The 24396-nt window shown below is 69.9% G+C and carries 19 protein-coding genes and 1 pseudogene; 9 read left to right on the top strand and 11 right to left on the bottom strand.

The genetic code is table 11. From position 1 onward, the window contains the following. Positions 1–202: 202 nt before the first annotated feature. Positions 203–1093 (top strand): homocysteine S-methyltransferase, encoded by an 891-nt coding sequence (mmuM, locus tag ACIA8G_RS03900; RefSeq protein WP_396416730.1) that lies wholly within the window; start codon positions 203–205, stop codon positions 1091–1093. Here the strand turns inward: mmuM and ACIA8G_RS03905 are convergent. The 5 genes from ACIA8G_RS03905 to chvE form a co-directional block, all read right to left on the bottom strand. Then, positions 1082–1951 (bottom strand): cellulose binding domain-containing protein, encoded by an 870-nt coding sequence (locus ACIA8G_RS03905; RefSeq protein ID WP_396416731.1) that lies wholly within the window; start codon positions 1949–1951, stop codon positions 1082–1084. The two genes, mmuM and ACIA8G_RS03905, sit on opposite strands and share 12 nt — an antisense overlap. Before the next feature lie 188 nt (positions 1952–2139). Continuing rightward, complete coding sequence (locus tag ACIA8G_RS03910) at positions 2140–5247, bottom strand: family 43 glycosylhydrolase (RefSeq protein ID WP_396416732.1); 3108 nt, start codon at positions 5245–5247, stop codon at positions 2140–2142. A gap of 29 nt (positions 5248–5276) precedes the next feature. Next, positions 5277–6434, bottom strand: coding sequence for a multiple monosaccharide ABC transporter permease (gene mmsB, locus ACIA8G_RS03915; protein ID WP_396416733.1), 1158 nt, complete (start codon positions 6432–6434; stop codon positions 5277–5279). Next, entirely contained in the window at positions 6431–7936 is a 1506-nt protein-coding gene (gene mmsA / locus ACIA8G_RS03920; RefSeq protein ID WP_396417311.1) for a multiple monosaccharide ABC transporter ATP-binding protein, read from the bottom strand. The genes mmsB and mmsA overlap by 4 nt, the downstream gene beginning before the upstream one ends. 26 nt (positions 7937–7962) lie before the next feature. Then, a complete protein-coding gene (gene chvE, locus ACIA8G_RS03925; RefSeq protein WP_396416734.1) occupies positions 7963–9045 on the bottom strand; it encodes a multiple monosaccharide ABC transporter substrate-binding protein in 1083 nt (360 codons plus the stop codon). Positions 9046–9208: 163 nt separating this feature from the next. Here chvE and ACIA8G_RS03930 point away from each other — a divergent pair, with 163 nt between their 5' ends. Both ACIA8G_RS03930 and ACIA8G_RS03935 read left to right on the top strand, forming a co-directional pair. Then, the gene (locus ACIA8G_RS03930; protein WP_396416735.1) at positions 9209–9964 is read left to right on the top strand and encodes a carbonic anhydrase; all 756 of its coding nucleotides are present in this window, start codon (positions 9209–9211) and stop codon (positions 9962–9964) included. Positions 9965–10008: 44 nt separating this feature from the next. Then, on the top strand, positions 10009–10710 hold the full coding sequence (locus ACIA8G_RS03935; protein WP_396416736.1) for a LacI family DNA-binding transcriptional regulator: 702 nt from the start codon (positions 10009–10011) through the stop codon (positions 10708–10710). A gap of 52 nt (positions 10711–10762) precedes the next feature. Here ACIA8G_RS03935 and ACIA8G_RS03940 read toward each other — a convergent pair whose 3' ends face one another. Further along, the gene (locus ACIA8G_RS03940) at positions 10763–11719 is read right to left on the bottom strand and encodes an alpha/beta hydrolase (protein WP_396416737.1); all 957 of its coding nucleotides are present in this window, start codon (positions 11717–11719) and stop codon (positions 10763–10765) included. A gap of 478 nt (positions 11720–12197) precedes the next feature. On the opposite strand from ACIA8G_RS03940, the gene ACIA8G_RS03945 reads away from it, so the two are divergent. Beyond that, positions 12198–13187 carry a PucR family transcriptional regulator gene (locus ACIA8G_RS03945; RefSeq protein ID WP_396416738.1) on the top strand — a complete coding sequence of 330 codons (990 nt, stop codon included), beginning with the start codon at positions 12198–12200 and terminating at the stop codon, positions 13185–13187. Here the strand turns inward: ACIA8G_RS03945 and ACIA8G_RS03950 are convergent. The 4 genes and pseudogenes from ACIA8G_RS03950 to ACIA8G_RS03965 all read right to left on the bottom strand — a co-directional run. After that, a pseudogene (locus tag ACIA8G_RS03950) lies at positions 13179–13427 on the bottom strand (oxidoreductase C-terminal domain-containing protein); the annotation flags it as partial. The gene ACIA8G_RS03945 and the pseudogene ACIA8G_RS03950 overlap by 9 nt on opposite strands. A gap of 41 nt (positions 13428–13468) precedes the next feature. Next, positions 13469–14404 carry an alpha/beta fold hydrolase gene (locus tag ACIA8G_RS03955; protein ID WP_396416739.1) on the bottom strand — a complete coding sequence of 312 codons (936 nt, stop codon included), beginning with the start codon at positions 14402–14404 and terminating at the stop codon, positions 13469–13471. 66 nt (positions 14405–14470) lie between these two features. Beyond that, entirely contained in the window at positions 14471–14944 is a 474-nt protein-coding gene (locus tag ACIA8G_RS03960) for a GNAT family N-acetyltransferase (RefSeq protein ID WP_396416740.1), read from the bottom strand. Continuing rightward, positions 14941–15792, bottom strand: coding sequence for an NAD(+)/NADH kinase (locus ACIA8G_RS03965; RefSeq protein ID WP_396416741.1), 852 nt, complete (start codon positions 15790–15792; stop codon positions 14941–14943). Before ACIA8G_RS03965 ends, ACIA8G_RS03960 begins: the two co-directional genes overlap by 4 nt. 212 nt (positions 15793–16004) lie before the next feature. On the opposite strand from ACIA8G_RS03965, the gene ACIA8G_RS03970 reads away from it, so the two are divergent. From ACIA8G_RS03970 to ACIA8G_RS03985, 4 genes are all read left to right on the top strand, one after another. After that, the gene (locus ACIA8G_RS03970) at positions 16005–16622 is read left to right on the top strand and encodes a M15 family metallopeptidase (RefSeq protein ID WP_396416742.1); all 618 of its coding nucleotides are present in this window, start codon (positions 16005–16007) and stop codon (positions 16620–16622) included. Continuing rightward, on the top strand, positions 16607–17722 hold the full coding sequence (gene alr / locus ACIA8G_RS03975) for an alanine racemase (protein ID WP_396416743.1): 1116 nt from the start codon (positions 16607–16609) through the stop codon (positions 17720–17722). Before ACIA8G_RS03970 ends, alr begins: the two co-directional genes overlap by 16 nt. Positions 17723–17817: 95 nt before the next feature. Further along, complete coding sequence (locus ACIA8G_RS03980; RefSeq protein WP_396416744.1) at positions 17818–18837, top strand: D-alanine--D-alanine ligase; 1020 nt, start codon at positions 17818–17820, stop codon at positions 18835–18837. Then, complete coding sequence (locus tag ACIA8G_RS03985) at positions 18834–19826, top strand: acyltransferase family protein (RefSeq protein WP_396416745.1); 993 nt, start codon at positions 18834–18836, stop codon at positions 19824–19826. The genes ACIA8G_RS03980 and ACIA8G_RS03985 overlap by 4 nt, the downstream gene beginning before the upstream one ends. Here the strand turns inward: ACIA8G_RS03985 and ACIA8G_RS03990 are convergent. Beyond that, entirely contained in the window at positions 19780–20802 is a 1023-nt protein-coding gene (locus ACIA8G_RS03990; protein WP_396416746.1) for a glycoside hydrolase family 5 protein, read from the bottom strand. The two genes, ACIA8G_RS03985 and ACIA8G_RS03990, sit on opposite strands and share 47 nt — an antisense overlap. 112 nt (positions 20803–20914) lie before the next feature. Here ACIA8G_RS03990 and ACIA8G_RS03995 point away from each other — a divergent pair, with 112 nt between their 5' ends. Continuing rightward, on the top strand, positions 20915–24376 hold the full coding sequence (locus tag ACIA8G_RS03995) for a helix-turn-helix domain-containing protein (RefSeq protein WP_396416747.1): 3462 nt from the start codon (positions 20915–20917) through the stop codon (positions 24374–24376). Positions 24377–24396 lie beyond the last annotated feature (20 nt).

Consider the following 24396-nt stretch of genomic DNA (forward strand, 5'->3'; position numbering starts at 1 on the left):
GGGCCTGTCCAGTGGCGTTGGAGGGGCCGGGGTGGAGCTGGCGGATGCGGTACGGCGTCTTCGGGCTGACCAGGCCTCTCCAATGGCGCTGGTCGGGGTCGAGCTGGCGGATGCGTTGGCGCGCGGTAGGGGTGCTGGTCGCGGCGCGGCGTCTTCCGGCTGACCCAGCCCCTCCAGCGCCGCTGGCCGTAGAGTGCCCAGAGTGGACCTGTCGGATGCCTTGGCGCGCAAAGTGGTGGTGCTCGACGGCGGCATGTCGACGGCACTTGAGCAAGCCGGGCACGACCTGTCCGACGCCCTGTGGTCGGCGAGGCTGCTCCTCACCGACCCGGAAGCCGTGCGAGCCGCGCACCTCGCCTACTACCGGGCAGGCGCCGAGGTCGCCATCACCGCCAGCTACCAGGTGACCTTCGACGGGTTCGCCCGCCACGGCGTCAGCCCCGCGGAGACCGCGCGCCTGTTGCGCACCAGCGTGGCGCTGGCCAGGTCCGCCGCGTCCGATGTGGAGGGACGGCGCTGGGTCGCCGCCTCGGTCGGGCCGTACGGCGCGATGCTCGCCGACGGGTCGGAGTACCGCGGCCGTTACGGGCTGAGCAGGCAGGCGCTCGTGGACTTCCACCGGCGTCGCACCGAGGAGCTCTGCGCGGCGGAACCGGATGTGCTCGCGGTCGAGACCATCCCCGACACCGACGAGGCCGAGGCGGTGCTGGAGGTGATCCGGGGCAGCGGGATGCCGGCCTGGCTCTCCTACAGCATCCGCGGCGACCGAACGTGCGCCGGCCAGCCGCTCGCGGAGGCGTTCGCCGTCGCGGCCGGCATCGACGAGGTCATCGCCGTCGGCGTGAACTGCTGCCCTCCCAAGGATGTCGCGGCGGCGGTCACCACCGCCCGCGTCGTGACCGGACTGCCTGTCGTGGTCTACCCGAACAGCGGTGAGGTGTGGGACGCGGGGGAGCGGACGTGGACCGGGGACGGGGTCGGGTTCGCCCCATTGGTGAGTGACTGGACCGGCCGCGGCGCCAGGCTGGTCGGCGGGTGTTGCCGCACCGGCCCGGACGCCATCGCGGCGCTTGCTGCCGAGTCAGCCGAGTGAGCAGGATTTGCCGTTCAGTTCGAAGGCCGTGGGGGCGGCAGTCGGACCTGCGGCGTTGAACCGCAGCGACACCTGACCGCCCGCGCTGATGGAGCCGTTGCCGTCCGGGCTCATCGCGATGACGTCGGCACCGTACTGGCGCGCGGTCATGCCCCACGTCTCCCCGATCCGCTGACCGCTCGGGAACTTCCAGTGCACCGTCCACCGCGTGGCGGGCGTCCGTGTGTTGTTGCGGACGATCAGCTCGACGTGGAAACCGCCGGCCCATTCCTTGGCCACGCGGTACGTGACGGCGCAGTCCTTCGCGGCGGCCGGCGGTGGGGTGGAGGTGACCGGCGGCGGGGCGGGAGCGGGGTGCGTGGGCGTGGTGTCGTGGCCCTGGCACGGCGGTCCCCAGAGGCCGAGACCGGCCTGTGCGGCGGACTTCTCCACTTCGGTGAGGACCGGGTCGTCCTTCTCCGCGCGCAGTGCGCCCTTGCTCACCGCGAGCGCGGCGTAGTCGTCGTTGTTCGGCAGGCGCAGGGAGATGAGCGACTCCGATGCCCTGCTGTAGTGCACCTGCTTGCCCAGCAGGGTGTCCCTCGCGAACTTCACCGCAGCCCCGGAGTAGCACTCTCCCGGCGCCGCGAGGCCGAGGACCCGAGCCCTCGTTCCCGTTGACAGCACCACGGTCCGGGCATCCACGACCTCCTCCACCTTGTCCGGCGGAGGAGGAAGCAGGGTGATCGGCGGTAGCTGCGGCGTGGAGTCCGCGGCCCCGGTGGGAGCGGTATCCGCGGAACCGGTCGCACAGGCGGCCACGATGAGCACCGCGGCCGGTGTGTACAGAATCGGGCGGTGGCGATCGAACAGTCTCAAGAGATTCCCCGCGTTGTGCTGATTGCGCCATTCTTCAGCGACGACTGGCGGTGAAGCGTACGGCCTTTCAGGGGAACGCGGACAGGTCTTCTCTGCTGGTGGAAGTGATTTGTGTCATCGAACGCGCAATTCGACTCCATTTTCGTCGAATGGAGTCGAATTGCGCAGCGCACTGGTTGTGGCGGCAATCAGTGCGGGTAATTGCCGAGGTTCCGGCAGTGCGATCCGATCCGCTGGGGAGCCACGCTTTCCAGGGTCGGCACGACCGGTGCGATGCTGCCGTCGCGGTTGAACACCAGCCGGTCGATCGTGGTTTCACGATGCATTCCGTCGCCGCCGGGAAGGGCGAACCGGTGGTAGGCGAGATACCAGTCGTCGGTGCCGGGCACCTGCACCATCGAACTGTGGCCGGTGCCGAGCACCCCGAGCTTCGGGTTCTTGCTCAGGATCAGGCCGCGGTTCGTGAACGGGCCGAGCGGGCTCGACGCGGTCGCGTACGCGACGCGGTAGTCCTCGCTGCGGGTGTCGTCGATCGACCAGCTCAGGTAGTAGGTGCCCTTCCGCTCCACCATGAACAGGCCCTCGCGGAACCCGTCGAGGCCGGTGAGCCGCGAGATCTTGGCCGGGTCGTAGGAGATCATGTCGTTGTTCAACGGCACGACGTAGGCCTCGCCGTTGCCCCAGTACAGGTACGGCTGACCGGACCGGTCGACGAACACCGCCGGGTCGATCGCCTGACCGCCGCCGGGATTGCGGGCGATCAAAGGCCGGCCGGAGTCGACGAACGGCCCGGTCGGCGAGTCGCTCACCGCGACGCCGATCTTGGCCTCGGCGCAGAAGTAGAAGTAGTACTTGCCGTTGCGTTCGGTGATCGTCGGCGCCCAGGCGTTCCGGTCGGCCCAGCTCACGTCCGGCCCGAGGTCGAGGATGACGCCCTCGTCCTTCCAGTCGACGAGGTTCTTCGACGACCACGCGGAGAACTTGGTGCCGCTCCAGCCGTCGAAGCCGTCGGCGGTCGGGTACATGTAGTAGGTGTCACCGAACGCGACGATGTTCGGGTCGGCGTTGAACCCCGGCAGGACCGGACTGCGCATCTCGCGGGCCTCGACCGTCCACTCACGACGGTCGCCGGCCGCGTTGGTGACGGTGAACTTCCTGGGGTTCCGCAGGTCCACCGTGCCGCCGGGCTTGATGGTCGACCCGGTGGCGAGGCCGAACCGCGGTGCGAGCCGGCGCAGGTCGGTGCCGGGCTTGACGGGCAGCACGACGGTGTTCGCCGCGGAGTCGATCACCGCGGGCACCTTGAGCGAGGCGAGTTCGACCGAGCTGATCACGGTGCTGTTCGACGGCAGTGCGGCGACCTCACTGCCCGACAGGGCCCGGTTGTAGAGCCGGACGTCCTTCATCTTGCCGGTGAGGGTCTTGTCGGAGGAGTAGACAGACCGGCCCAGGTAGTTCGCCGCGGTGATGCCACCGCCGATATCGGACGGCTTGGTGGTCGCGTTGGTGTTGCGGCCTACCTCGACGCCGTCGAGGTAGAGGACCTCCACGCCGTTGCCGACGGTCAGCGTCACGTTCTTCCAGACACCGCGCGGCAACGCTCTGCCGGAGTCGACGCCCTGCTCGGTGCTCCAGTTCCCGGTGGCGATGGCGCCGCGGTAGTTGTTGCCGGTGCTGAAGAGGTAGCCGTTGCCGACGCCGTTCGACGCGGTGTTGCCGAAGCCGTACAGGAAGTACGGCGTCTGCTGACCGGGATCGACCAGGACGTCCGCGGACACCGTGGCCGCCGCGGCGCCGGTCAGCATGTTGTTGGGCAGCTGGACGTGCCCGGTGCGGCCGCCGAACTGCAGCGCGCCGCCGGACCAGCTGACGTCACCTGCGAGTGCGCCGTCGTACCCGTGGCCGGTGGCGTCCGCGGCGACCTGTCCGGACGTGGCGTTGAGCGGCCAGTGCGCGACGAGACCCTTGCTGTCAGCGCGAACCGGAGCCGGGGGAGCCGTCAACCGGGACAGTTCCGCCTGCGTCACCGGGAGCACCGTGCCGTGGCGCGGAGAGGCGGGCAGGCGGGCGCCGGTCGACATGGTCCACTTGCCGGACGCGAGATCGGTGGTCTCGAACGGGACGTAGCCGCGGCCGCCGTATTCGTCGATGAACAGGTACCACTTGTTCTCGGTGTTGGACTTGAACCCGGTCGGGCCCTCGCCCGCGTTCAGCCCGGGGCTGGTCGGCGTGGCCTTGCCGATGCACTCGGCGACGAAGTCGTAGCTCAGGTCGAGCAGGTCGGTCGACTTCTCGGCCGTGATGTACTTGCTGCACGGCGAGGTCGACGAGTTGTTGCGCTCGTCTTTGGTGTACCGGTAGTAGGTGCCGTTGTCCTCGATGACCGTCGAGTCGATCACCGAGTAGCCGGGGTCGATCCACACCTTCGCCGGGCTGAACGTGACGAAGTCGCGCGTGGTCGCGTACATCATCCGGTTGTAGCTGTTGCCGGTGTGGCCGGGATCGTTGTCCGCGTACAGCTTCGAGGCCCAGTAGACGACGTAGGTGTTCCGCTTGGCGTCCCAGAACGCTTCCGGGGCCCAGGTGTTGCCCGCGGTCGGCGGGGAGACCTGGATGCTGCGCTGGCGTGACCAGTTCTTGAGGTCGGCCGACTCCCACACCATGATCGACCGGCTGCCGCTGCGCTGGGCGGCGTCCCACCCGCGTCCGCCGTTGATCTTCAGATCTGTGGCCAGCAGGTAGAACCTGTCGCCGTCGGGGGAGCGGAGGATGAACGGGTCGCGCACGCCGAGCTCGCCGAGGCTCGACTTGAGGATCGGCTGGCCGTTGTTGAGCTCGGTCCAGTCGAGCGCGTTGTTGCCCTTGCTGGCGGCGGCGTAGATCTGCTCGCCGTTCGGGCTGCCCTCACCGGTGAAGTAGAAGAAGCCGTAGCCCGCCAACGGTTCCTTGGCCGGCAGAGGCGCGACCGTGGCGGTGAGCAGGCGGGTGGTGCTCTGGCGGCCACGGCTGACCTTCGCGGTCAGCACGACCTTGGCCGGCTTGGCGCCGGTGGCCGGCCGGGTGACCTCGCCGGTCGGGGTGATCACCTTCCGGTTCGACGACGTCCACGTCACCGTGGTGTCGTCGAGACCGGTGGTGGGCAAGGTGAGGTGCCCGCGGACGTCGTCGATGTTCGGCACGGACAGGGCGTTCGCCGCGTCACGCACCGACGACTCCGCCGCGGTGGCCGAAGGGATCGGGATCAGAGCGGCCGTCACGGCCACGACAACGCCGAAACGGCGCAGGGATAACAACATCGTTGTTGTCTGCCTTCCGGTAGTGGATCTCAGGCTCGCCGCTTGGTCCAGACGTCGTAGGCGACGGCTGCGAGGAGGACCAGGCCCTTGACGAGCATCACGCGTTCACTGGGCGCGCCGATGAGCGACATCCCGTTGTTGATCACACCCATGATCAGGCCGCCGGTGATGGCGCCGACCACCTTGCCGACGCCGCCCTGCACGGCGGCGCCGCCGATGAACGCCGCCGCGATGGCGTCCAGCTCGAACGCCGTGCCCGCGGTCGGGCCCGCCTGGTTGAGCCGGCCCGCGAAGATCACGCCCGCGAGCGCGGCCAGCGCGCCCATGTTGACGAACACCCAGAACGTGACGGCCTTGACCTTCACCCCGGACAGCGTGGCGGCCTGCAGGTTGCCGCCGATCGAGTAGATGTGCCGCCCGAACACGGAGTTGCCGGCCATCAGCGAGTAGCCGAGCGCCAGCGCCGCGAGCAGCACCAGCACCCACGGCAGGTTGCGGAACCGGGCCAGCTGCACCACGACGGCCAGCACGACGACCGCGAGGCCCACGATCCTGAGCACGAACACCGGCATCGGGTCGACGGTCTGCCCGTAGCCGAGCCGGGCCGTGCGCTTGCGCCACTGCGACAACGCGAACCCGGCCACGCACGCGACGCCCGCCAGCAGGCTCACCACGTCGGCGCCGCCGAGCGGGCCGAGGCCGACGTTGCCCAGGTAGCCGCCGGTGAAACCGTTGGCGAGCGACCGGATCTCGTCCGGGAACGGCCCGATGCCCTGGTTTCCCAGCGTGGTCAGGGTCAGTGCGCGGAACACGAGCATGCCGGCCAGCGTCACGATGAACGCCGGGATGCCGAAGTAGGCGATCCAGTAGCCCTGCGCCGCACCGAGGAGCGCACCAGCGCCGAGCGTCAGCAGGACGGCGAGCGGCCAGGGCAGTCCCCAGTGGACGGTCAGCACCGCGCAGATCGCGCCGGTCAGCGCCACGGTCGAGCCGACCGAGAGGTCGATGTGCCCGCCGATGATCACCAGGATCATGCCGATCGCGAGGATCAGCACGTACGAGTTCTGCACGATGATGTTGGAGATGTTCTGCGGCTGCAACAGTGCGCCGTCGGTCAGGAACGCGAAGAGCACGACGATCAGCGCGAACGCCACGTAGATGCCGGACTGCCGCAGGTTGATCGTCATGAACCCTGTCCTCGTGTCATGTACTGCATCAGGCGTTCCTGGGTCGCGTCGGCGCGATCCAGTTCGCCGGTGATCCGTCCTTCGGACAGCGCGTAGATCCGGTCGCACAGGCCGAGCAGCTCGGGCAGTTCCGAAGAGATCACCAGCACCGCGCGGCCCTGCGCGGCCAGGTCGTTGATGATCGAGTAGATCTCGTACTTCGCGCCGACGTCGATGCCGCGCGTGGGTTCGTCGAGGATCAGCACATCCGGGTCGGTGAACATCCACTTCGCCAGCACGACCTTCTGCTGGTTGCCGCCGGACAACGTGCCGGTGGGCGTCGACACGGCGGGCGTCCGGATGCCCATCGAGCGCCGGAACCGTTCCGCGACCGAGAACTCCTCGCCCTCGTTCACCCACCCGCGGCGCGCGAGCTTGCCCAGCGCGGCGGCGGAGACGTTGCGCTGCACGCCCTCGATCAGGTTCAACCCGTACCGCTTGCGGTCCTCGCTGACGTACGCGAGACGGTGACGGATCGCGCCCTGCACGGTCCGGGTGTCGATCTCCACGCCGTCCTTGACGACACGACCGGAGACGCCGGCCCCGTAGGAACGGCCGAACACGCTCATCGCGAGCTCGGTGCGGCCGGCACCCATCAACCCGGCCAGCCCGACGATCTCCCCGCGCCGCAACGACACCGTGGCGCGGTCGACGACCACCCGGTCCGGCTGGGCCGGGCTGTGCACCGTCCAGTCCTCGATGCGCAGCACCTCGTCGCCGATGTCGGGGGTGCGCGGCGGGAACCGGTGCTCCAGGTCCCGGCCGACCATGCCGGCGATGATCCGTTCCTCGCTGAGCCCTGCCGCGGGCAGCGTCTCGATGGTCCGGCCGTCGCGCAGCACGGTGACGGTGTCCGCGATCCTGGTGACCTCGTTCAGCTTGTGCGAGATGATCACCGAGGTGATGCCGTCCTCGCGCAGGCCGTCGAGCAGGTCGAGCAGGTGCTGCGAGTCGTCGTCGTTCAACGCGGCCGTCGGCTCGTCGAGGATCAGCAGACCGACCTCTTTGGACAGTGCCTTGGCGATCTCGACCAGCTGCTGCTTGCCGACGCCGAGGTCGTTCACCGGCGTGGTGGGGTTCTCGCGCAGGCCGACGCGATCGAGCAGCGCCTGCGCCTCGTGGTTGGTGCGGTTCCAGTCGATGAACCCGCGCCGCGCCCTCTCGTTGCCCAGGAACAGGTTCTCCGCCACGGACAGCTGCCCGCACAGCGCCAGCTCCTGGTGGATGATCACGATGCCGCGCCGCTCGCTGTCGCGCACGCCGTGGAACGCGCACGGCTCGCCGGCGAAGACGATCTCGCCGTCGTAGGTGCCGTGCGGGTGGACGCCGGACAGCACCTTCATCAGCGTGGACTTGCCCGCGCCGTTCTCGCCGCAGATCGCGTGGATCTCACCGCGCCGCACGGTCAGCGAGACCTCGTGCAGCGCAGTGACACCCGCGAACCTCTTGGTGATGCCGCGCATCACCAGGATCTCGTCGGACACCGGACCTACCTGAGCTGGTCGGCGGTGTAGTAGCCGGAGTCGACCAGTTCCTTCTGGTAGTTCGCCTTGTCGATGGTGACCGGCTGGAGCAGGAACGACGGCACGACCTTGACGCCGTTGTCGTAGTCCTTGTCGTTGTTGATCTCGGGCTTGCCGCCCTTGAGCACGGCGTCGGCCATCTTCACGGTGACGTCGGCGAGTTGGCGGGTGTCCTTGTGGATCGTCGAGTACTGCTCACCGGCGATGATCGACTTGACCGAGGCGACCTCGGCGTCCTGCCCGGTCACGATCGGGTAGGGCTGACCGGCCGTGCCGTAGCCGCTGCTCTTCAGCGCGGACAGGATGCCGATCGACAGGCCGTCGTACGGGGAGAGCACGCCGCCGACCTTGGCGCCGCCGTAGGTCGAGGTGAGCAGGTCCTCCATGCGCTTCTGCGCGGTGGCCGGGTCCCAGCGCAGGATCGCGACGGTCTTGAAGTCCTTCTGGCCGGACTTGACCACGAGCTTGCCCTGGTCGACCAACGGCTGGAGCACGGACATGGCGCCGTTGAAGAAGAACGTGGCGTTGTTGTCGTCCGGCGAGCCCGCGAACAGCTCGACGTTGAACGGGCCCTCGCCGCGGGTCTTCAGTCCGGCGAGCAGCGAGTTCGCCTGCTCCACGCCGACCTTGAAGTTGTCGAACGTCGCGTAGTAGTCGACGTTCGGGCTCTGGCGGATCAACCGGTCGTAGGCGACCACCGGGATCTTGGCGTCCGCGGCCTGCTGCAGCTGCGAGGTGATCGCGGTGCCGTCGATCGACGCCACGATGAGCAGCTTGGCGCCCTTGGTGATCTGGTTCTCGATCTGGTTGGCCTGCGTGGGGATGTCGTTCTCCGCGTACTGCAGGTCGACCTTGTAGCCCTTCGCCTCGAGGGCCTTCTTGATGTTGTCGCCGTCGTGGATCCAGCGTTCCGACGACCGGGTCGGCATGGTGACGCCCACCAGCGCGCCCTCGCTCGACCCGCTCTGCTGGTCGACGGTCTTCTGCGCCGAGCCGCACGCGGAGAGGGTGAGGACGAGGGCGGCGGCCGCGACTGTGGGGAGCCTCATAGGCGGCGAGTGTTATCGCTAACATCACGCCCGTCAAGTACCTTCCCGCACCGAGACCAAATCGGTGTTAGCGCTCACAGACTCTGGGTGAACTGCTAGTTCGGGTGTGACGAGGCATGCAGAGGCGGCCCTGGGGGTGGGTCCCTCGTGTCTAAAGTGGACCATGAATCTCGCGAACAGTGCCATCGCATCCGAGTCCGCACCTGCCAGGCGCGCTGTGCTGCGCGGCCTCGCTCTGAGCGGACTGTCGGTCGCCGTCGCCGCGTGCGGTTCCGCCGCCGGCCAGTCGACGAACACGCCGGACTCCGGCGTGCTGGTGCCGCCGGATCTGCCGAAGACACCGGACGGGGCGTTGCAGCGCCTCATGGCGGGCAACGAGCGGTTGCTCGCCAGCAAGACGTTGCACACGCAGAACCTGGACAGCATCCGTCAGCACGCCACGGGGCAGGCTCCCTACGCCCAGGTGTTCGGTTGCGCGGACTCGCGGGTGCCCGTCGAAGCGGTGTTCGACGAGGACTTCGGTGACGTGTTCGTCACGCGCACCGCCGGAAACGTGCTGTCAGAGCCCACCGTGGGCACGATCGAGTACGGCGTGGTCGCGCTGAACACGCCACTGATCATGGTGCTGGGGCACCAGAACTGCGGTGCGGTGAAGGCGGCCGTGGAGGCGATGAAGGATCCGGGCAAGACCCCCGCAGGCGCTTTGGGGGCACTGGTGTCCGCACTCGTGCCGGCCGCGCGTGAGGTCAAGGACCGGGGTGGTGACATCTACGCGGCCGCGCTCGAAGCGCACATCCGCAGGACTGTCGCGACCCTCGAGGCCACCCCGGTCCTCAAAGAGTCGATCGCCGCGGGCCGGTTGCGCGTCGTGGGCGCGTCGTACGACCTCGCCACCGCCAAGGTCACGCTCTACCGCTGACCGCCGCTTCGACGGCGCGATCGGCAACGATCACGATGTCGGGCGTGACACGACGGTCTTACGGCACGCCCAGCATCCGTGATGTCGCGGCGGCCGCGGGCGTCTCGTACCAGACCGTGTCGCGGGTCCTGAACGACTCGCCGAGGGTCAATCCCGGCACCCGCCGGCAGGTGCTCGACGCCATCGAGCGGCTCGGCTACCGGCCCGACCGCGCGGCTCGCGCGCTCGGCTCCGGGCAGTCGAGCGCGGTGACGGTCGTGGTCGCCAACACCACCCTCTACGGCTACGCCGCGACCCTGCAGGGCATCGAGGAGGCCGCGCGGGCAGCGGGTCTCGCCGTCGGGGTGCGGGTGGTGGAGTCGGAGGATCCGGCGGACGTGCGGTCCGCCGTCGAACATGTGAGCGATCACAACGCGGGTGCGACGGTGGCCTCCCGCCCCTGGGCGTCGGGCGGTTCCTACGTCGGCTACGTGGGCAACGGCGGCACGCTGACGGTGCCGCGCACGGGACTGGCCGCAGGTCAGTACAACCTGACCGTCGCCTACGCCCAGGCCGAGAAGAACACAGGCCACCCGTACAACACCGACACGATCACCCGGACGCTGGTCGCGACCGAAGCCGGTGGCAACGCGACGAGTGCGCCGTACCTGCGCAACTACACGTGGGACGGCTTCTGGGAGGCGACGTCACCGCTCGACCTCACCACGCGAGGGGGTGCGCTGACGTTCGGCAACCCTGCGGCGTGAGGCCCGAACGTCGACTGGGTCCAGCTCGCCCCGCTCGTCGTGGCGAACACCGTTACGCGCCGGTCTTGAGTCCCCGGCGTAGCGCGTCCAGCTCGTCGGCGAACATCCGGCGGGAGATCTCCGCGCTCTCGACCAGCGCGGAACCGTGGAACGTGCCGGGGTAAAGCCGCAGTTCGGCCTGCACACCTGCGTGCGAGAGGCGCCGGGCGTACTCGATGCCCTCGTCGCGCAGCGGGTCGAACTGGCAGACCGCGACGAACGTGGGCGGCAACCCCGTCAGGTCCTCGGCGCGTGCGGGGGCGGCGTACGGCGACACGTCGGCGCCGCCCGGCTCGGTGCCGAGGTAGCTGGTCCAGCTGAAGATCGCGTTGGGCCGGTTCCAGAGCGGAGTGTCGACGTAGTCCTGCATCGACGGCGTGTCCAGGCGGTCGTCGAGCTCGGGGATGCCGAGGTACTGGAAGGACAGCGAGGGCCCGCCGCGGTCGCGGGCCAGCAAGGCGACGCCCGCCGCAAGTCCGCCGCCGGCGCTCTCACCGGCCACGCCGAGGCGTTCCGGGTCGATGCCGAGCTCGTCCGCCTTGGCAGCGGCCCACTGCAGGGCCGCGTAGCAGTCCTCGACCGGCGCCGGGAACGGGTGCTCGGGCGCGAGCCGGTAGTCGACCGACACGATGACGATGCCGAGCTCGTCGACCAGCCGCAGCAGGTGCGCGTGGAACATGTCCAGGTCGCCCAGGATGAACCCGCCGCCGTGGATGTACACCAGGCCGGGCAGGGCCGCGGTCCGGTTAGCCGGGGCGTAGATCCGCACGGGCACGTCGGGGGCGTCGGCGGGGCCGGGGACAGTCGTGTTGCGGACGTCGACGGGGTTCGCCGGCTCGTAGGTCGGCAGGGCGCCGAGCATCTCGGCCTGGCTGGCGCGGGTGGCCACCAGTGCGTCGTAGTCGGGCAGGCTGACCGCGGGGATCATGTCGAGCCAGGGGAGCAGCTCGGGGTCGATGGAGTAGCTCATGTGTCGATCCTCTGCTCGGGGCTGCGGTGCAAGCATCCGACACGTGGCGGGCAATGGTGGGGTAGGGCTCGCCAACTGGCGGGCGGTGGGGTCGGACTCGCCTTCGAGCTGGCGCCTGGTGGGGGCGCCGGATCGCGGGTGGCGGACTCGCCGCCGGATCGCGCGCCTGGTGGGTGATCGGGGTGCACGGCTCGCTATCTGGCGGGCGATGGGGGTCGGACTCGCTACCGAGCTGCCGCTTGGTGGGTGATGGTGGCGCCGGTCCGTGTGTGGCGGGTGTGGCGGAGCCGCTGCCGGGTCGCGCGCTTGGTGGGTGATGGTGGCGCCAGACCGCGCGTGGCGCGCGCCGGACTCGCTGCCGGATCGCGCACCCGGCGGGTGACGGTGGCGCCGGACCGCGCGCCAGGTGCCGGAGCCGCCGCCGCACCGCGCACCTGACAGACCGCCCCGCCGACGTCCCCAGGGCTATCGTTGCGTCATGAAGGGCCTGCTGATGCGCCTGTCCGCCCTGGACGCCGACGCCGAGAACGCGGTGCGCGTGATCGGGTTCTTCGACCGCCTGATCACCGACCGCGCCGGCCTCGACGCCCTGGTGCGCAGCACGTCCGAGCTCGCCGGGTGCCCGGTCGGCCTGCACGTTCCCGGCCAGGGGCTGTCGTTGCGCGCCGACTCCGGCGCCCCTGTCGCGGTCGGGCAGGTGCCCGCGCGTGCCGTGGTCCGCTCGCTCGAAGGTGGCGTCGAGGTGTGGGTCGCCCGCGAGGGCACGCCCGCTCCGCTGGACGACATGCTGCTGGAACGGTTCGCGATCGCCGCGGCCATCCTGCTCGACCACTCCAGCGTGCCGTTGCCCGAGCTCGGCGATCCCGCGCTGGTGGAACTCGTGCTCTCCGAAGGCGTTGGCACGGCGGAACGGTCCCGCGCGCTGCACCTGCTCGGCATCGGCGCCGCGACCCCGCTGCGCGTCTTGGCGACGACCGGCGAAATCGCAGGACGGTCGGTCCTGCTCGGCAGCGTGCGGGCCGTGCTCACCACGGAAGTGCCGACTGGTCTCAACACCCGTGTCGGCGTCGGCCCGCTGCTGCCCGCGATCGACGCGGCGCGGTCGTGGCAGGGCGCGCGTACGGCCTTGCGGTACACATCGGACAGTGAGCCGGTGGTGTGGTGGGAGCGGCTGGGCAGCCTCTCCCTGCTCGCCGAACAGCTCGATCACGCGGACCTCGCCGCGCTGCCCGATGTGCTCGCGCTGGACCGGCTCGCAGATCCGGACCTGATCACGGCGCTCGACGCGTTGCGCGCTACCGGATCGGTTCGCAAGGCCGCGGCGGTGTTGCACCGGCACCACAGCACGATGACGGCCCGACTCGCCCGTGCCGAGTCGGTGCTCGGGTTCGAGCTCGACTCGGCGACCGGGCGGTTCCGGCTGCACCTGGCGTTGATGCTGCGGCGGTTGCGCGACAACGCGGACTAGCACCTGCTTGGGCATGTTCCAGCCCAGCACACCGATCAGCTCGCCGTCCCGGTGATAGCGCGCCACGTAACGACGTTCGGCGATGCTTCCCTCCACAACGGACACTTCGGCGTCCGGGTGGAGGGTGCCGTGCACGTGGATCTTGGCGTCGAACTGGTCGGTCCAGAAGTACGGCACCGGCGTGTTGGGCTGGTCGGCGCCGAGGATGTTGCCCGCGACGGCGATGGCCTGACGTCCGGCTGGATCTGATCGCCGCCGAGCGGTGATCAGATGTCCCACCCTCAGCCGAAGAACTCGGTGATCTCGCGCGCCACCACGTCCGGCTGCTCCTCGGCGAGCCAGTGCCCGGACCCGTCGACCCGCACGACCTCGAACTGGTTCGCCACGTTCGGCAGCGCCGCGAGGAACTGGTCGTAGGACGAGACCGACGCCAGCCCCAGCACCGGGGGCGTCAGCTTGGCGTACGTCTTGCCGTCCACGATGTCCTGGTGGAACGCCTGGTACCACCCGTTCGACGCGCGAATGGCGTCGGGCGAGTTGTACGACCGGGCGTAGATCTGGCGGGACCGCTCGTCGATCGCGGCCGGGTTGAACGCGGTGTTGGCGAACAGCCAATCGATCAGGTACCGGAACCGCCCGGCCAGCAACTGCTCGGGCAGCGCCTGGACCTGGTTGAACGCGAACCACCACAGGCTGAATCCGCCCGGCGGCGGCAGCAGCGGGATGTGGTAGAAGCCCTCGTCGGGGTGCAGCACGTCCATGAACGCGACCTTGCGCGTCGCCTCGGGGAAGTTGGCCGCGAAGGCGAACGCCACCATCGAACCCAGATCGTGCCCGACGACGTTGACCTTCTCGTACCCGAGCTTCTTGACGAGCTCGTGGATGTCGGTCGCCATCGTCTTCTTGTCGAACCCGCCCTGCGGCTTGTCCGACCCGCCCATGCCGCGCAGATCGACCGCGATCACGCGGAACCTCGTGGCCAGCGCGGGCATGATCTTGTTGTACAGCCACCAGGTCTGCGGCCAGCCCGGCAACAGCACGAGCGGCTCGCCTCTGCCGCCGGTGACGTAGTGCAGGCGAACCCCGTTCACCTGGGCGTAGTTGTGCCGGAAGCCGGGAAGATCGGCTTCGGTGGCCTTGGCCTCCGCAGTCCCCGTGCTCGCGGCGAGTGCGGCGCCGGCCCCCAGCGCGAACACCTTGCGCCTGTTCAACTCCATGTCCCTGCCCCCATCCGTAGCTCGGCGCGGACATCCGAACAAGCGCCGCTCGAGCACGGGTGGAGATCAGGGAACGAGGTGGTAGGCGACCGTCGGCCAGATCGAGCCTTTGATCTCCCGGTCCTGGTCGCGTTCCGGGTCCCGGACGAACCCGGCACGCTCGGCCACCTTGCGCGACCCGACGTTGTCGCGGTGCGTCCACAACCGCAGCTCGGTCACCGCGTGGTGAGCGAGGATCCACGCCACGAACTCGGTGAGCGCAGCGCCCGCGAGACCGCGGCCCCGAGCGTGAGCGGCCACGAGGTAGGACAGGTGACCGATGCCGTCCTCGAAGTCGACGGCGACGTTGCCGCACCGCTCACCGTCGTCCTCGATGCAGAACGACGCGGCGGCCGGGTTGCCGGGCAGCGCCTCGATCGCGGCCGCGACCTGCTCGGTGGTGATGGTCGGCGGGTCGGTGGTGTAGCGCTGGACCTCGGGATCACGGGTCGTTTCGGCGTACCAGGCCGCGTCGGCGACGGTCCACGGGCGGAGTTTCACGACAGCTCGGCCGAGTCGGTGAGCTGGAGCTTGCGGCGGGCCCGCTGGTAGAAGGTCGTCATGCCCAACCTCACCACGCGAGCGGCGCCGGGGCGGCCCCGCAGCGAGATGCGCGTGCCGGGTTCCAGGTAGCCCGCGACCATGCCGTCCACCTCGACGGCGAGGCGGCCGCTGGACGGGAGCAGGTCCAGGTCGACCTCGTCGTGCACGGACAGGACGACGCCGCGGCTGTACGCGGAGTGCGGTGCGGCCGGGGTGACCAGGAGGGCCTCGACGGACGGGCTGGTGATCGGGCCGCCCGCGGAGAAGCTGTACGCGGTGGAACCGGTCGGGGTGGCGACGATGACGGCGTCGGCCGCGTAGCTGACGAACGGCTGGCCGGCCACCCGGACGGCTACTCGGGCGCTGCCGTCGCCGGGGACTCGGACCACGGCGATGTCGTTGAACGCGGTGACCTTCTGGTCGTTGAAGACGGCGTCGACGGCCAGGCGGGGTTCGACGGTGAAGTCGTGGGCGTCGATCGCGGAGAGGGCGGCGGGCAGGTCGGGGACGTCCACCTCGGCCAGGAAGCCGAGTTTGCCCAGGTTGACGCCGAGGACCGGGGCGCGTTCGCCGTCGGCCAGGCGCATGGCTCGCAGCATCGTGCCGTCGCCGCCGAGGCTCACGACCAGGTCGGCGCGGCGGCCCAGTTCCTCCGCGGTGACCGGGGTGGCCTCGCAGCGGAGTCGCTCGATCTCGTTGGCGATGCCGAGGATCTGCACGCCGCGGTTGGCCGCCCAGCCGAGGACGGCCTCGACGGCGGCGGCGGAGTCTCGTTGCGGGTGCAGCACCAGGCCGGCGGCGTGCACGTCAGATCGTCCTCAATGGGGTCACGACGCCAGTTTCCACGGGGCGTGCCGGGGTCCGCCACTGTGGACCGTGTCTCACCACGGCGTTCTGCCCGGCTGCCTGAGCTTCTCAGCCGATCGGCCGATGTTCAGGGCCGCGAACCGGCCGATCGGCCGTCGTCGTCGACCTTAAGGACGGGTTCGGCGGAGTCGCGCGTTCATAGCGTGTCCGCATGACAATCCTGCTAGCTGATCCGGTGGTGCGCGCCGTTCGCGTGCTCGAGAACGGTGATCCACTGGTACCGCTGGATTTCGCTTCTCACGTGCTGGTGCGGGAAGGGCTCGCGCAGCGCCTGATCGAGGCGCGTGCCGCGCTGCCGTCCGGTGTGGACCTGCGGGTGATCGAGGGGCACCGCAGCATCGCCGACCAGAGCGCGATCATCGAGCGCTACACCGACGAGCTGCGGGAACTGCACCCCCTCGCGGACAAGGCCGAGCTGGACCGGTTGTCCAGCCGGTTCGTCGCGCCGCTGGCCGTCGCCCCGCACGTCGCGGGCGCGGCCGTGGACCTGACGCTGGTCGACGCGGCGGGGGACGAGCTGTGGATGGGCACCGTGGTGGATGCCACGCCCGAGCAGAGCGACGGCGCGTGCTTCTTCAACGCCGAGGTGGACGCGGAGGCACGGCGCAACCGCACCGTGCTGGCTGACGCGTTGAGCGGCGCGGGCCTGGTCAACTACCCGACCGAGTGGTGGCACTGGTCCTACGGCGACCGCTACTGGGCGCTGCTCACCCAGGCCGACCACGCCGTCTACGGAGCAGTGGAGGTGCCGGCGTGGGCGCGCTCGTGACGAGCCTTCGCCAGGTCGCCACAGGTCCGGCGCTGGAGATCGACCTGGCCGCGGTGGCCGAGAACACGCGCCGGTTCGTCGAGCTCGCCCGCGGTGAGGTCATGGCGGTGGTGAAGGCGGACGGATTCGGGCACGGGCTCGGGGACGTCGCGCGCACGGCGGTCGCCGCGGGGGCGACCTGGATCGGCGTCACGTCGATCGCCGAGGCGGTGGCGGTGCGGGAGTCCGGTGTGGACGTTCCGGTGCTGAGCTGGCTCAACCCGGTCGACGCCGACGTGCGGACGGCGGTGCGGTACGGGATCGACCTCAGCGTGCCGAGCCTGCACCACCTCGCGGTGATCGAGAAGGCCGGTCCCGTGCGGGTGCACCTGCAGCTCGACACCGGCATGGCGCGCGACGGCGCCTCCGCGCACTCGTGGCTCTCGTTGATGTCCGCCGCGAGGAGCGCCGAGCTCGCCGGCAAGATCGAGGTCGTCGGGGTGATGGGGCACCTGGCCTGCGCGGACGTGCCGGGGCATCCGGCCAACGCGGCGGGCAAGCGGGCGTTCTCGCGTGGCGTCGAGATGGCGCGGCAGGCGGGGTTGAGGCCGTCAGTGCGGCACCTGGGGGCCACGAGCTCAGCGCTCACGGACCGCAGCGCACATTTGGACGTGGTGCGGATCGGTGCCGGGTTGGTGGGGATCGATCCGTCGGGCACGACGAAGCTGCGTTCGGCGCTGCGACTGACGGCGCCGGTGGTCCAGCTGCGGCGAGTGGACGCGGGTACCGGGGTCGGGTACGGCCATGCGTACGTCACCGAGCGCGCGACAACGCTGGCGTTGCTGCCGATCGGGTACGCGGACGGGGTGCCGCGGGCGGCGTCCGGGCGGGCCGAGGTGTGGCTCGGGGGCCGGCGGCGGCCGGTGGCCGGGGTGATCTCGATGGACCAGATCGTGGTGGACGTCGGTGACGACCCGGTGGTGCCGGGGGACGAGGCCGTGGTGTTCGGGGCAGGGGATCAGGGCGAGCCGACGGCGGCGGACTGGGCTTCGTGGGCGGGGACGATCCCGCACGAGATCGTGACGGGCATCGGGGCGCGGGTGCGCCGGAGCGTGCGGTGAGCGGGGGAGAGCGGGCGCCGGGACAACGGAGCTTTGCCGAAGCGACAGAGGCGATGTGTGGACCTATCGCGGGTGGGCGGCAAGGCGCTGACGCGGTGGTGAACGGGCAGAACTGGGGACAGGTGGTCGATGCGGTGGTGGATGCGTTGAGCAAGGGCACGTCGAGGGGTATCAGGGTCGCCGTGATCGGGGGCGGCCAGAACTGCGAGCACGACGTGTCCGTCGCCTCGGCGGCGAGCGTGCGTGCGGCACTCGACCCCGACAAGTACGAGGCCGTCTCGCTGACGATCGGCCGCGACGGCAGGTGGTACGGCCAAAGCGGGCAGGTACTCGACACCACGACGTCCGGCAGCCTCGCCTCCGCACTCGACGTGCTGGCTACGTGCGACGTCGTGCTGCCGCTGGTGCACGGGCCGCTCGGTGAGGACGGTACGCTGGCCGCTTTGTGTGAGCTGGCAGGCATTCCCTACGTCGGGTCCCCGCTGCGGGCGGGTGCGCTCGCGATGGACAAGTGGGCCACCAAGCTGGTCGCCGAGGCCGTCGGAGTGCGCACGGCCAAAGCCACGCTGGTCACCAACGCGTCCACTGTGGAGTTCACCGGTCCGGTCGTGGTGAAGCCCGTCGCGGCCGGCTCCAGCTTCGGCGTCGCGCTGGTCCACCGCGAGGAGGACCTCGAACCCGCCGTCCGCAAGGCACTGGAGCTGGACGACCGGGTGCTGGTGGAAGAGGTGCTCGAGGGCCGGGAGATCGACATCGCGGTGCTCGACGACCCCGACGAAGGCCGCCGGACCGGGCCACCACTGGAGATCCAGGTGCCGGGCCTGTTCGACACGACCGTGAAGTACGACGGCAGTGCCAAGTTCGTGATCCCTGCGCCGCTGGCGGACACCGAGCTCAAGGCGCTGGAGGACGCGGCTCTCAAGGTCTACGAAGCGCTCGGCTGTCGCGGCCTGGCCAGGGTCGACTTCTTCCTGACCGCGGACGGCCTGGTGCTCAACGAGGTCAACACGATGCCGGGCATGACGGCGGAATCCCAGGTGCCCAAGATGTTCGCGGCGGCCGGTCTGTCCTATTCGGACCTGCTGGACAAGCTCGTGCGCGGAGCGATGCGGTGAAGCGGATCGCCGGACTGGACGTGTTGCGCGGCATCGCGATTCTCCTGGTGATGCTGCGCCACGCGTTCCCAGACGTGTTCCCCAGTGCGGGCGTGGTCGGTGTTGTCGTGTTCTTCACGCTCAGCGGCTACCTGATCACCGGCGTCCTGAGCAGGGAGCTGGAGACCAGGGGAAAGGTCGACTTCAAGCGGTTCTACGCGCGACGCGCCCGCAGGCTGTTGCCCGCGCTCATCGCGCTGGTCGTGATCTTCGTGATCGTCACGCTCGTGTTCGACCCGCTGGGCGAACGCGACAAGCTGCCGATCACGGCGGCCGTGCTGCTGACGTTCACCGGTAACCTGCCGATCGGCGGCGTCAGCCCCGCGGCGTTCCACGGCTGGACGCTCGCCACCGAAGAGCAGTTCTACCTGCTGTGGCCCGCGATCCTGGCGTTCGCGTGGGTGCGCGGCAAGGTCGGCGCGGCACTCGTCGTCGTTGGCCTCGGGGCACTCGCGGCCTGCACCGCCACGCTGATCTGGCTGTGGCCGCACGCGGACAACGCCTACGCGCTGCCGACGTCGTGGTTCGTGTGCTTCGTGATCGGCGCCGCGGTCCGGCTCAAGGGCTCGTCGGTCAAGCGCTGGGCCGTACCGGTCGCGCTGACCGGACTGGCGATCCTGTCCGTCGTCCCGCTGCGGGGCCACCCGCTGACCTACCTGGTGGCGGGCCCGGCGATCGCGGGATGCACGGCCGTGTTGCTGCTGGCCTGGTCGAAGTGGGAGCAGGTGGCCACACCGATCAAACCGCTGGTAGCGCTCGGGGTCGTGTCGTACGGCGCCTACCTGTGGAACTACCCGCTGACCCTGTGGTTGCGGCCGGAGCTGGGCGCCGCCGCCGGACCGATCGCGGCGGTGCTCACGATCGCGGCGGCGGCGCTCAGCTGGCGTTACATCGAAGAACCCGTTATGCGGCGAGGAAGCCGTTCACGAGAGCGAGCCAGCCTGGCTTGAGGATCCAGCCGTTGGGATCGGCCGGGTCGCGGTAGTAGATGCCGTGGGTGTCGGGGTTGGTGCCGTTGAGCCGGTACGTCCACCACGCCCAGCCGATGCCGTTGTCGTCGAAGGCCTGCAACACGCTGCGGGCCTTCGACTTCGCGTCCACGTCACCGGACTCGACGCCGACCTGGTTGATCCACACCGGCACGTCGTGCGCGGAACGGAAGTCGGTGATCAGCCCGATCCGGTTCAGCGGCTTGTCGAAGATGAAGTAGTTGCAGGTGTAGATGACCTTCGGATCGACCGTCGTGTAGGCACCTTCGAGGTGGCTGCAGCTGTAGTTGTCGTTGGGGCCCACCACGACCGGCGTGCGGCGGTCGATTCCCCTGATCACGCCGATCATCTCGTCGTAGAACGCCCGCACGCCGTCGTCGTTCACCCCGGCCGGCTTCGGCTCAGGCAGGATCTCGAACGCACCCATGTACGGCGTCGACTTGTAACGCCGCACCAGGAACTGCCAGACCTCCTTGAACTCCTGCTTCATCTCCGGTTTGGTCCAGAAGTTGTCAGGATGCCCGCCCGCGCCCTGCCCGTAGTCGGAGTCGACGAACAGCGTGATCCACAGGCGGTTCGCACTGGCCTGGGAGATCATCTGGTCGAGCACCGCCAGGTGCGACGGCGAGATGTGGCCGGGCGCGGTGGTGTCGCGGCTGTCCACGCCGTCCTTCCACACACCCCACCAGCGCAGCGGGATGCGCACCGAGTTCGCGCCCGCCACGACGTGGTCGCCGGGGTCCTGCGGCTGGACAGTGCCCCAGTGGCCCCAGTTGTACCCCTTCAGCACGATCGGCTGCCCGGACGGATCCAGGACGTGGGCCCCCGACACGGACAGACGTGCCGGAAGGGCCGTCGCCGGGTCAGCCGATGCCGGGACGCTGCTCCCCAGCAGCATCGCCGCGGCTAACCCGAAGATCACCGGTCTGAGCTTCATGTTGTCCCCTCAACTAGGAAAACCGTTCGGGGCGATACGGTGCCGGGCCCGCGATCGGTCCTGGTTCGGGGCATGTTCGAGGAACATCAAGATCTCCGGATAGCCTCGACGGGTGCCGAGACGAGAACGGCCGCTGGGCCCGGAGGACACGCCTCTGATCAGGTTCGCGGCGGACCTGCGCCGACTGCGCCAGGAAGCGGGCAGCCCCACCTACCGCGAACTCGGCAAGCTCGCGCACTACAGCGTCACCACGCTGTCCGAGGCCGCGGCCGGACGTGAGCTGCCCTCCCTCGCCGTCACGCTGGCCTACGTCACGGCGTGCGGCGGTGACGTCGACGAGTGGCGCTCCCGCTGGGAGGAGCTGGCCAAGACCCCGGTCGCCGACGAGGAGGACCCGCCGTACGCGGGACTCAAGGCGTTCCAGCCGGACGATGCAGACCTGTTCTTCGGCCGGGAGAAGCTCGTCGACGACCTGCTCGCGACCGTCCACGAACGACAGTTCACCGGCGTCTTCGGGGCGTCCGGCGCGGGCAAGTCGTCGGTCCTGCGCGCCGGTCTGGTCGCACGTCTCGGCCAGCCGGTCGCGCTGATCACACCGGGCGAGCACCCGCTGCGGCAGCTCGACGGCGTCGAGGCCGAGGTGATCGTGGTCGACCAGTTCGAGGAGGTCTTCACGCTCACGAGGGAGACCGAGCGGACCGAGTTCATCAAGGCGCTCGTGGCACACCCGGCGAAGGTCGTGATCGGGGTGCGGGCCGACTTCTACGCCCACTGCGGCCGTCACCCCGAACTCGTCGAGGCCCTCAACGGCGGTCAGGTCATGGTCGGCGCGATGACCACGGAGGAACTGCACGCCGCGATCACCCGCCCGGCCGCCAGGACCGGCCTGATCGTGGAGACCGCCCTGATCACGAGGGTGATCGCGGATGCCAACGGGCAGGCGGGCGTGCTCCCGCTCGTGTCGCACGCGATGCTGGAGACGTGGCGGCGGCGCCGCGGCACGAAGCTGACGCTGACCGGGTACGAGGAAGCGGGCGGTATCCGCGACGCGATCGCGTGCAGTGCCGAGAACGCCTACACCGCACTGAGTCCGGCCCGGCAACGCACCGCGAAGCAGGTCTTCCTGCGGCTCACCGTCCTGGGCGCGCACACGGAGGACACGAAGCGCCGCATCAGCCGCCGCGAGCTGGACGACGACGCGGGCGAGGTGCTGGAAGAACTCGCGAAAGCCCGCCTGCTCACCCTCGACCGCGACGACGTCGAGATCACCCACGAGGCGCTGATCCGCTGCTGGCCCCGGCTGCGCGAGTGGCTCACCGAGGACCGCGACGGGCTGCGAGTCCATCGCGCGCTGACCATCGCCACGGACGAGTGGGACGGCCGCGATCCCAGCACGCTCTACCGCGGTACCCGCCTCGACGCGGCAGTCGACTGGGCCGCTCGCAACGATGACGCCCTCACAGGCCGCGAACGCACGTTCCTCAAGGCGAGCCGCAAGGTGCAAGCCCGCCGTACCCGCCGTCTGCGCCAACTCGTGGCGGTGCTGACCGTGCTGCTTCTGCTCACGACCACCGCCGTGGTCGTCGCGGTGCAGGCCCAGCGCTCGGCCGCCGCCCAGCGCGACATCGCACTCGTGCGGAAGGTGCTGGCGGAAGCTGATTCGTTGCGCAGTGCCAACCCGGCCCTGTCGCTGCAGCTCGGCCTGGCCGCCCACCGCCTCGCCCCGTCCCCCGACACGCGTGATCACCTGCTGAGCTCGTTCGCCACGCCGTACGCGACCAGGCTCGCCGGCCACACCGACGCCGTCGCGGCGGCGGCGTTCAGCCCGGACGGCAAGACCCTCGCCACCGGCGGCCACGATCGCACGGTCCGCCTGTGGGACATGGGGGAGCAGCCACACGAGAAGGCCGTGCTCTCCGACCACACCGGCAACGTCCGCGCCGTGGCGTTCGGACCGGACGGCACGCTCGCCACCGCGAGCTCGGACCGGACCGTCCGCCTGCGCAAACCCGGCGGCGTCACGGTCCTGCAGCACCCGGACGCGGTGGAGGCGGTCGCGTTCAGCCGCGACGGCAAGCTGCTCGCCACCGGCGGCTACGACGGCGCGGTCCGGCTGTGGGACCCGGCCACCGGCGCACTCATCGCGACCCTGACCGGCCACACCGACGTCGTGGCGGCCGTGGCGTTCGGACCCGACGGCACCCTCGCCACCGCGAGCTGGGACAACACCGTCCGCCTGTGGCGCGACGGCAAGGAGATCGCGGTGCTGACCGGTCACACCGGGGACGCCGTCGCGCTCGCGTTCAGCGAAGACGGCCTGCTGGCCTCAGCCGACGCCGACCGCACCACCATCCTGTGGCGCGGCAGCACGAAGGTCGCCACGCTGGACGCGGGCGCGGTCAACGCCCTGGCGTTCGGGAAGGGCGGCACCCTCGTCACCGGCGGCGTCAACCGTGGCGTGCGCCTGTGGGACGTCCGCGCCACGCCGACCGAGATCGGCCAGGTCCCCGGCCACACCGGCGACGTGCTGGCGGTGGCGTTCAGCCCCGACGGCCTACGGCTCGTCACGACCAGCCGGGACCGGACCGCCCGCGTCGAGGACATGGCCGAACTCGACTTCGCCGGCCACACCGGCTTCGCCTACCAGGCCACGTTCTCCCCGGACGGCCGGCGCGTGGCGACCGCGACCGGCAAGGACACGATCCCCACGCTGTGGGACGCCAAGACCATGCAGAAGATCACGCTGTTCCCCGGCGATCTCGGCAGCGTGACCGCGGTGGCGTTCAGCCCCGACAACCGCTGGATCGCCATAGCGGGCGATGGCGAGCGCATTCTCGTCCGCGACATGACCGAACCGTCTGGCCGGCTGATCGAGCTGCCCGGCCACGCCGCCGGGGTCTCTGCGGTCGTGTTCGACGGCCGCACCCTGCACAGCGCCGGACGTGACCGCACCTGGAAGGAGTGGGACGTCGAGAGCGGCACCCTCACCGCCACCTACCCGGCGCCTGACGAGGTCAGCGAGTTTCTGTCGTTCAGCCAGGACGGCCGGATCGCGACGATGGGTCCGGACCGCCAGATCTCGCTGTGGAACCGGGGCTTCACAGGGAGGCAGACGTTGCCCGGCGCGGCTGAGGCAGTGGCGTTCGGTCCGAACGGCATGGTGGCCACGGCCGGCGCCGATCTCACGCTGAGGCTCTGGGACGCGACCGGCACCGAGCTGTCGTCGATGCGTGGTCACACGGAAAGCGTCTACGCGCTGGCGTTCAGCCCGGATGGCCGCACCCTCGCCAGTGCCGGCGCGGACATGACCGTTCGGCTGTGGCACATCTCCGACCCCCGTCAGCCGCAGCAGGAAGCCATGCTCACCGGCCACACCAACACTGTGTGGTCGGTGGCGTTCCGGCCGGACGGGCGTCAGCTGGTGACGGCGGGCATGGATCGGACTACCCGGTTGTGGGATGTCGACGAGGGGCGGGTGGCTGACCGGATCTGCTCGCTCGCGTTGCCTCGTATCACCGAAGTCGAGTGGAACCACTACTTGCCTGGGGTGGCGTTCCAGCCGCCCTGTGCCTGACCGGTTCTTCAGCCTTTCTT

It is taken from the genome of Lentzea sp. NPDC051213, from assembly GCF_044455585.1.
Classification (GTDB): Bacteria; Actinomycetota; Actinomycetes; order Mycobacteriales; family Pseudonocardiaceae; genus Lentzea.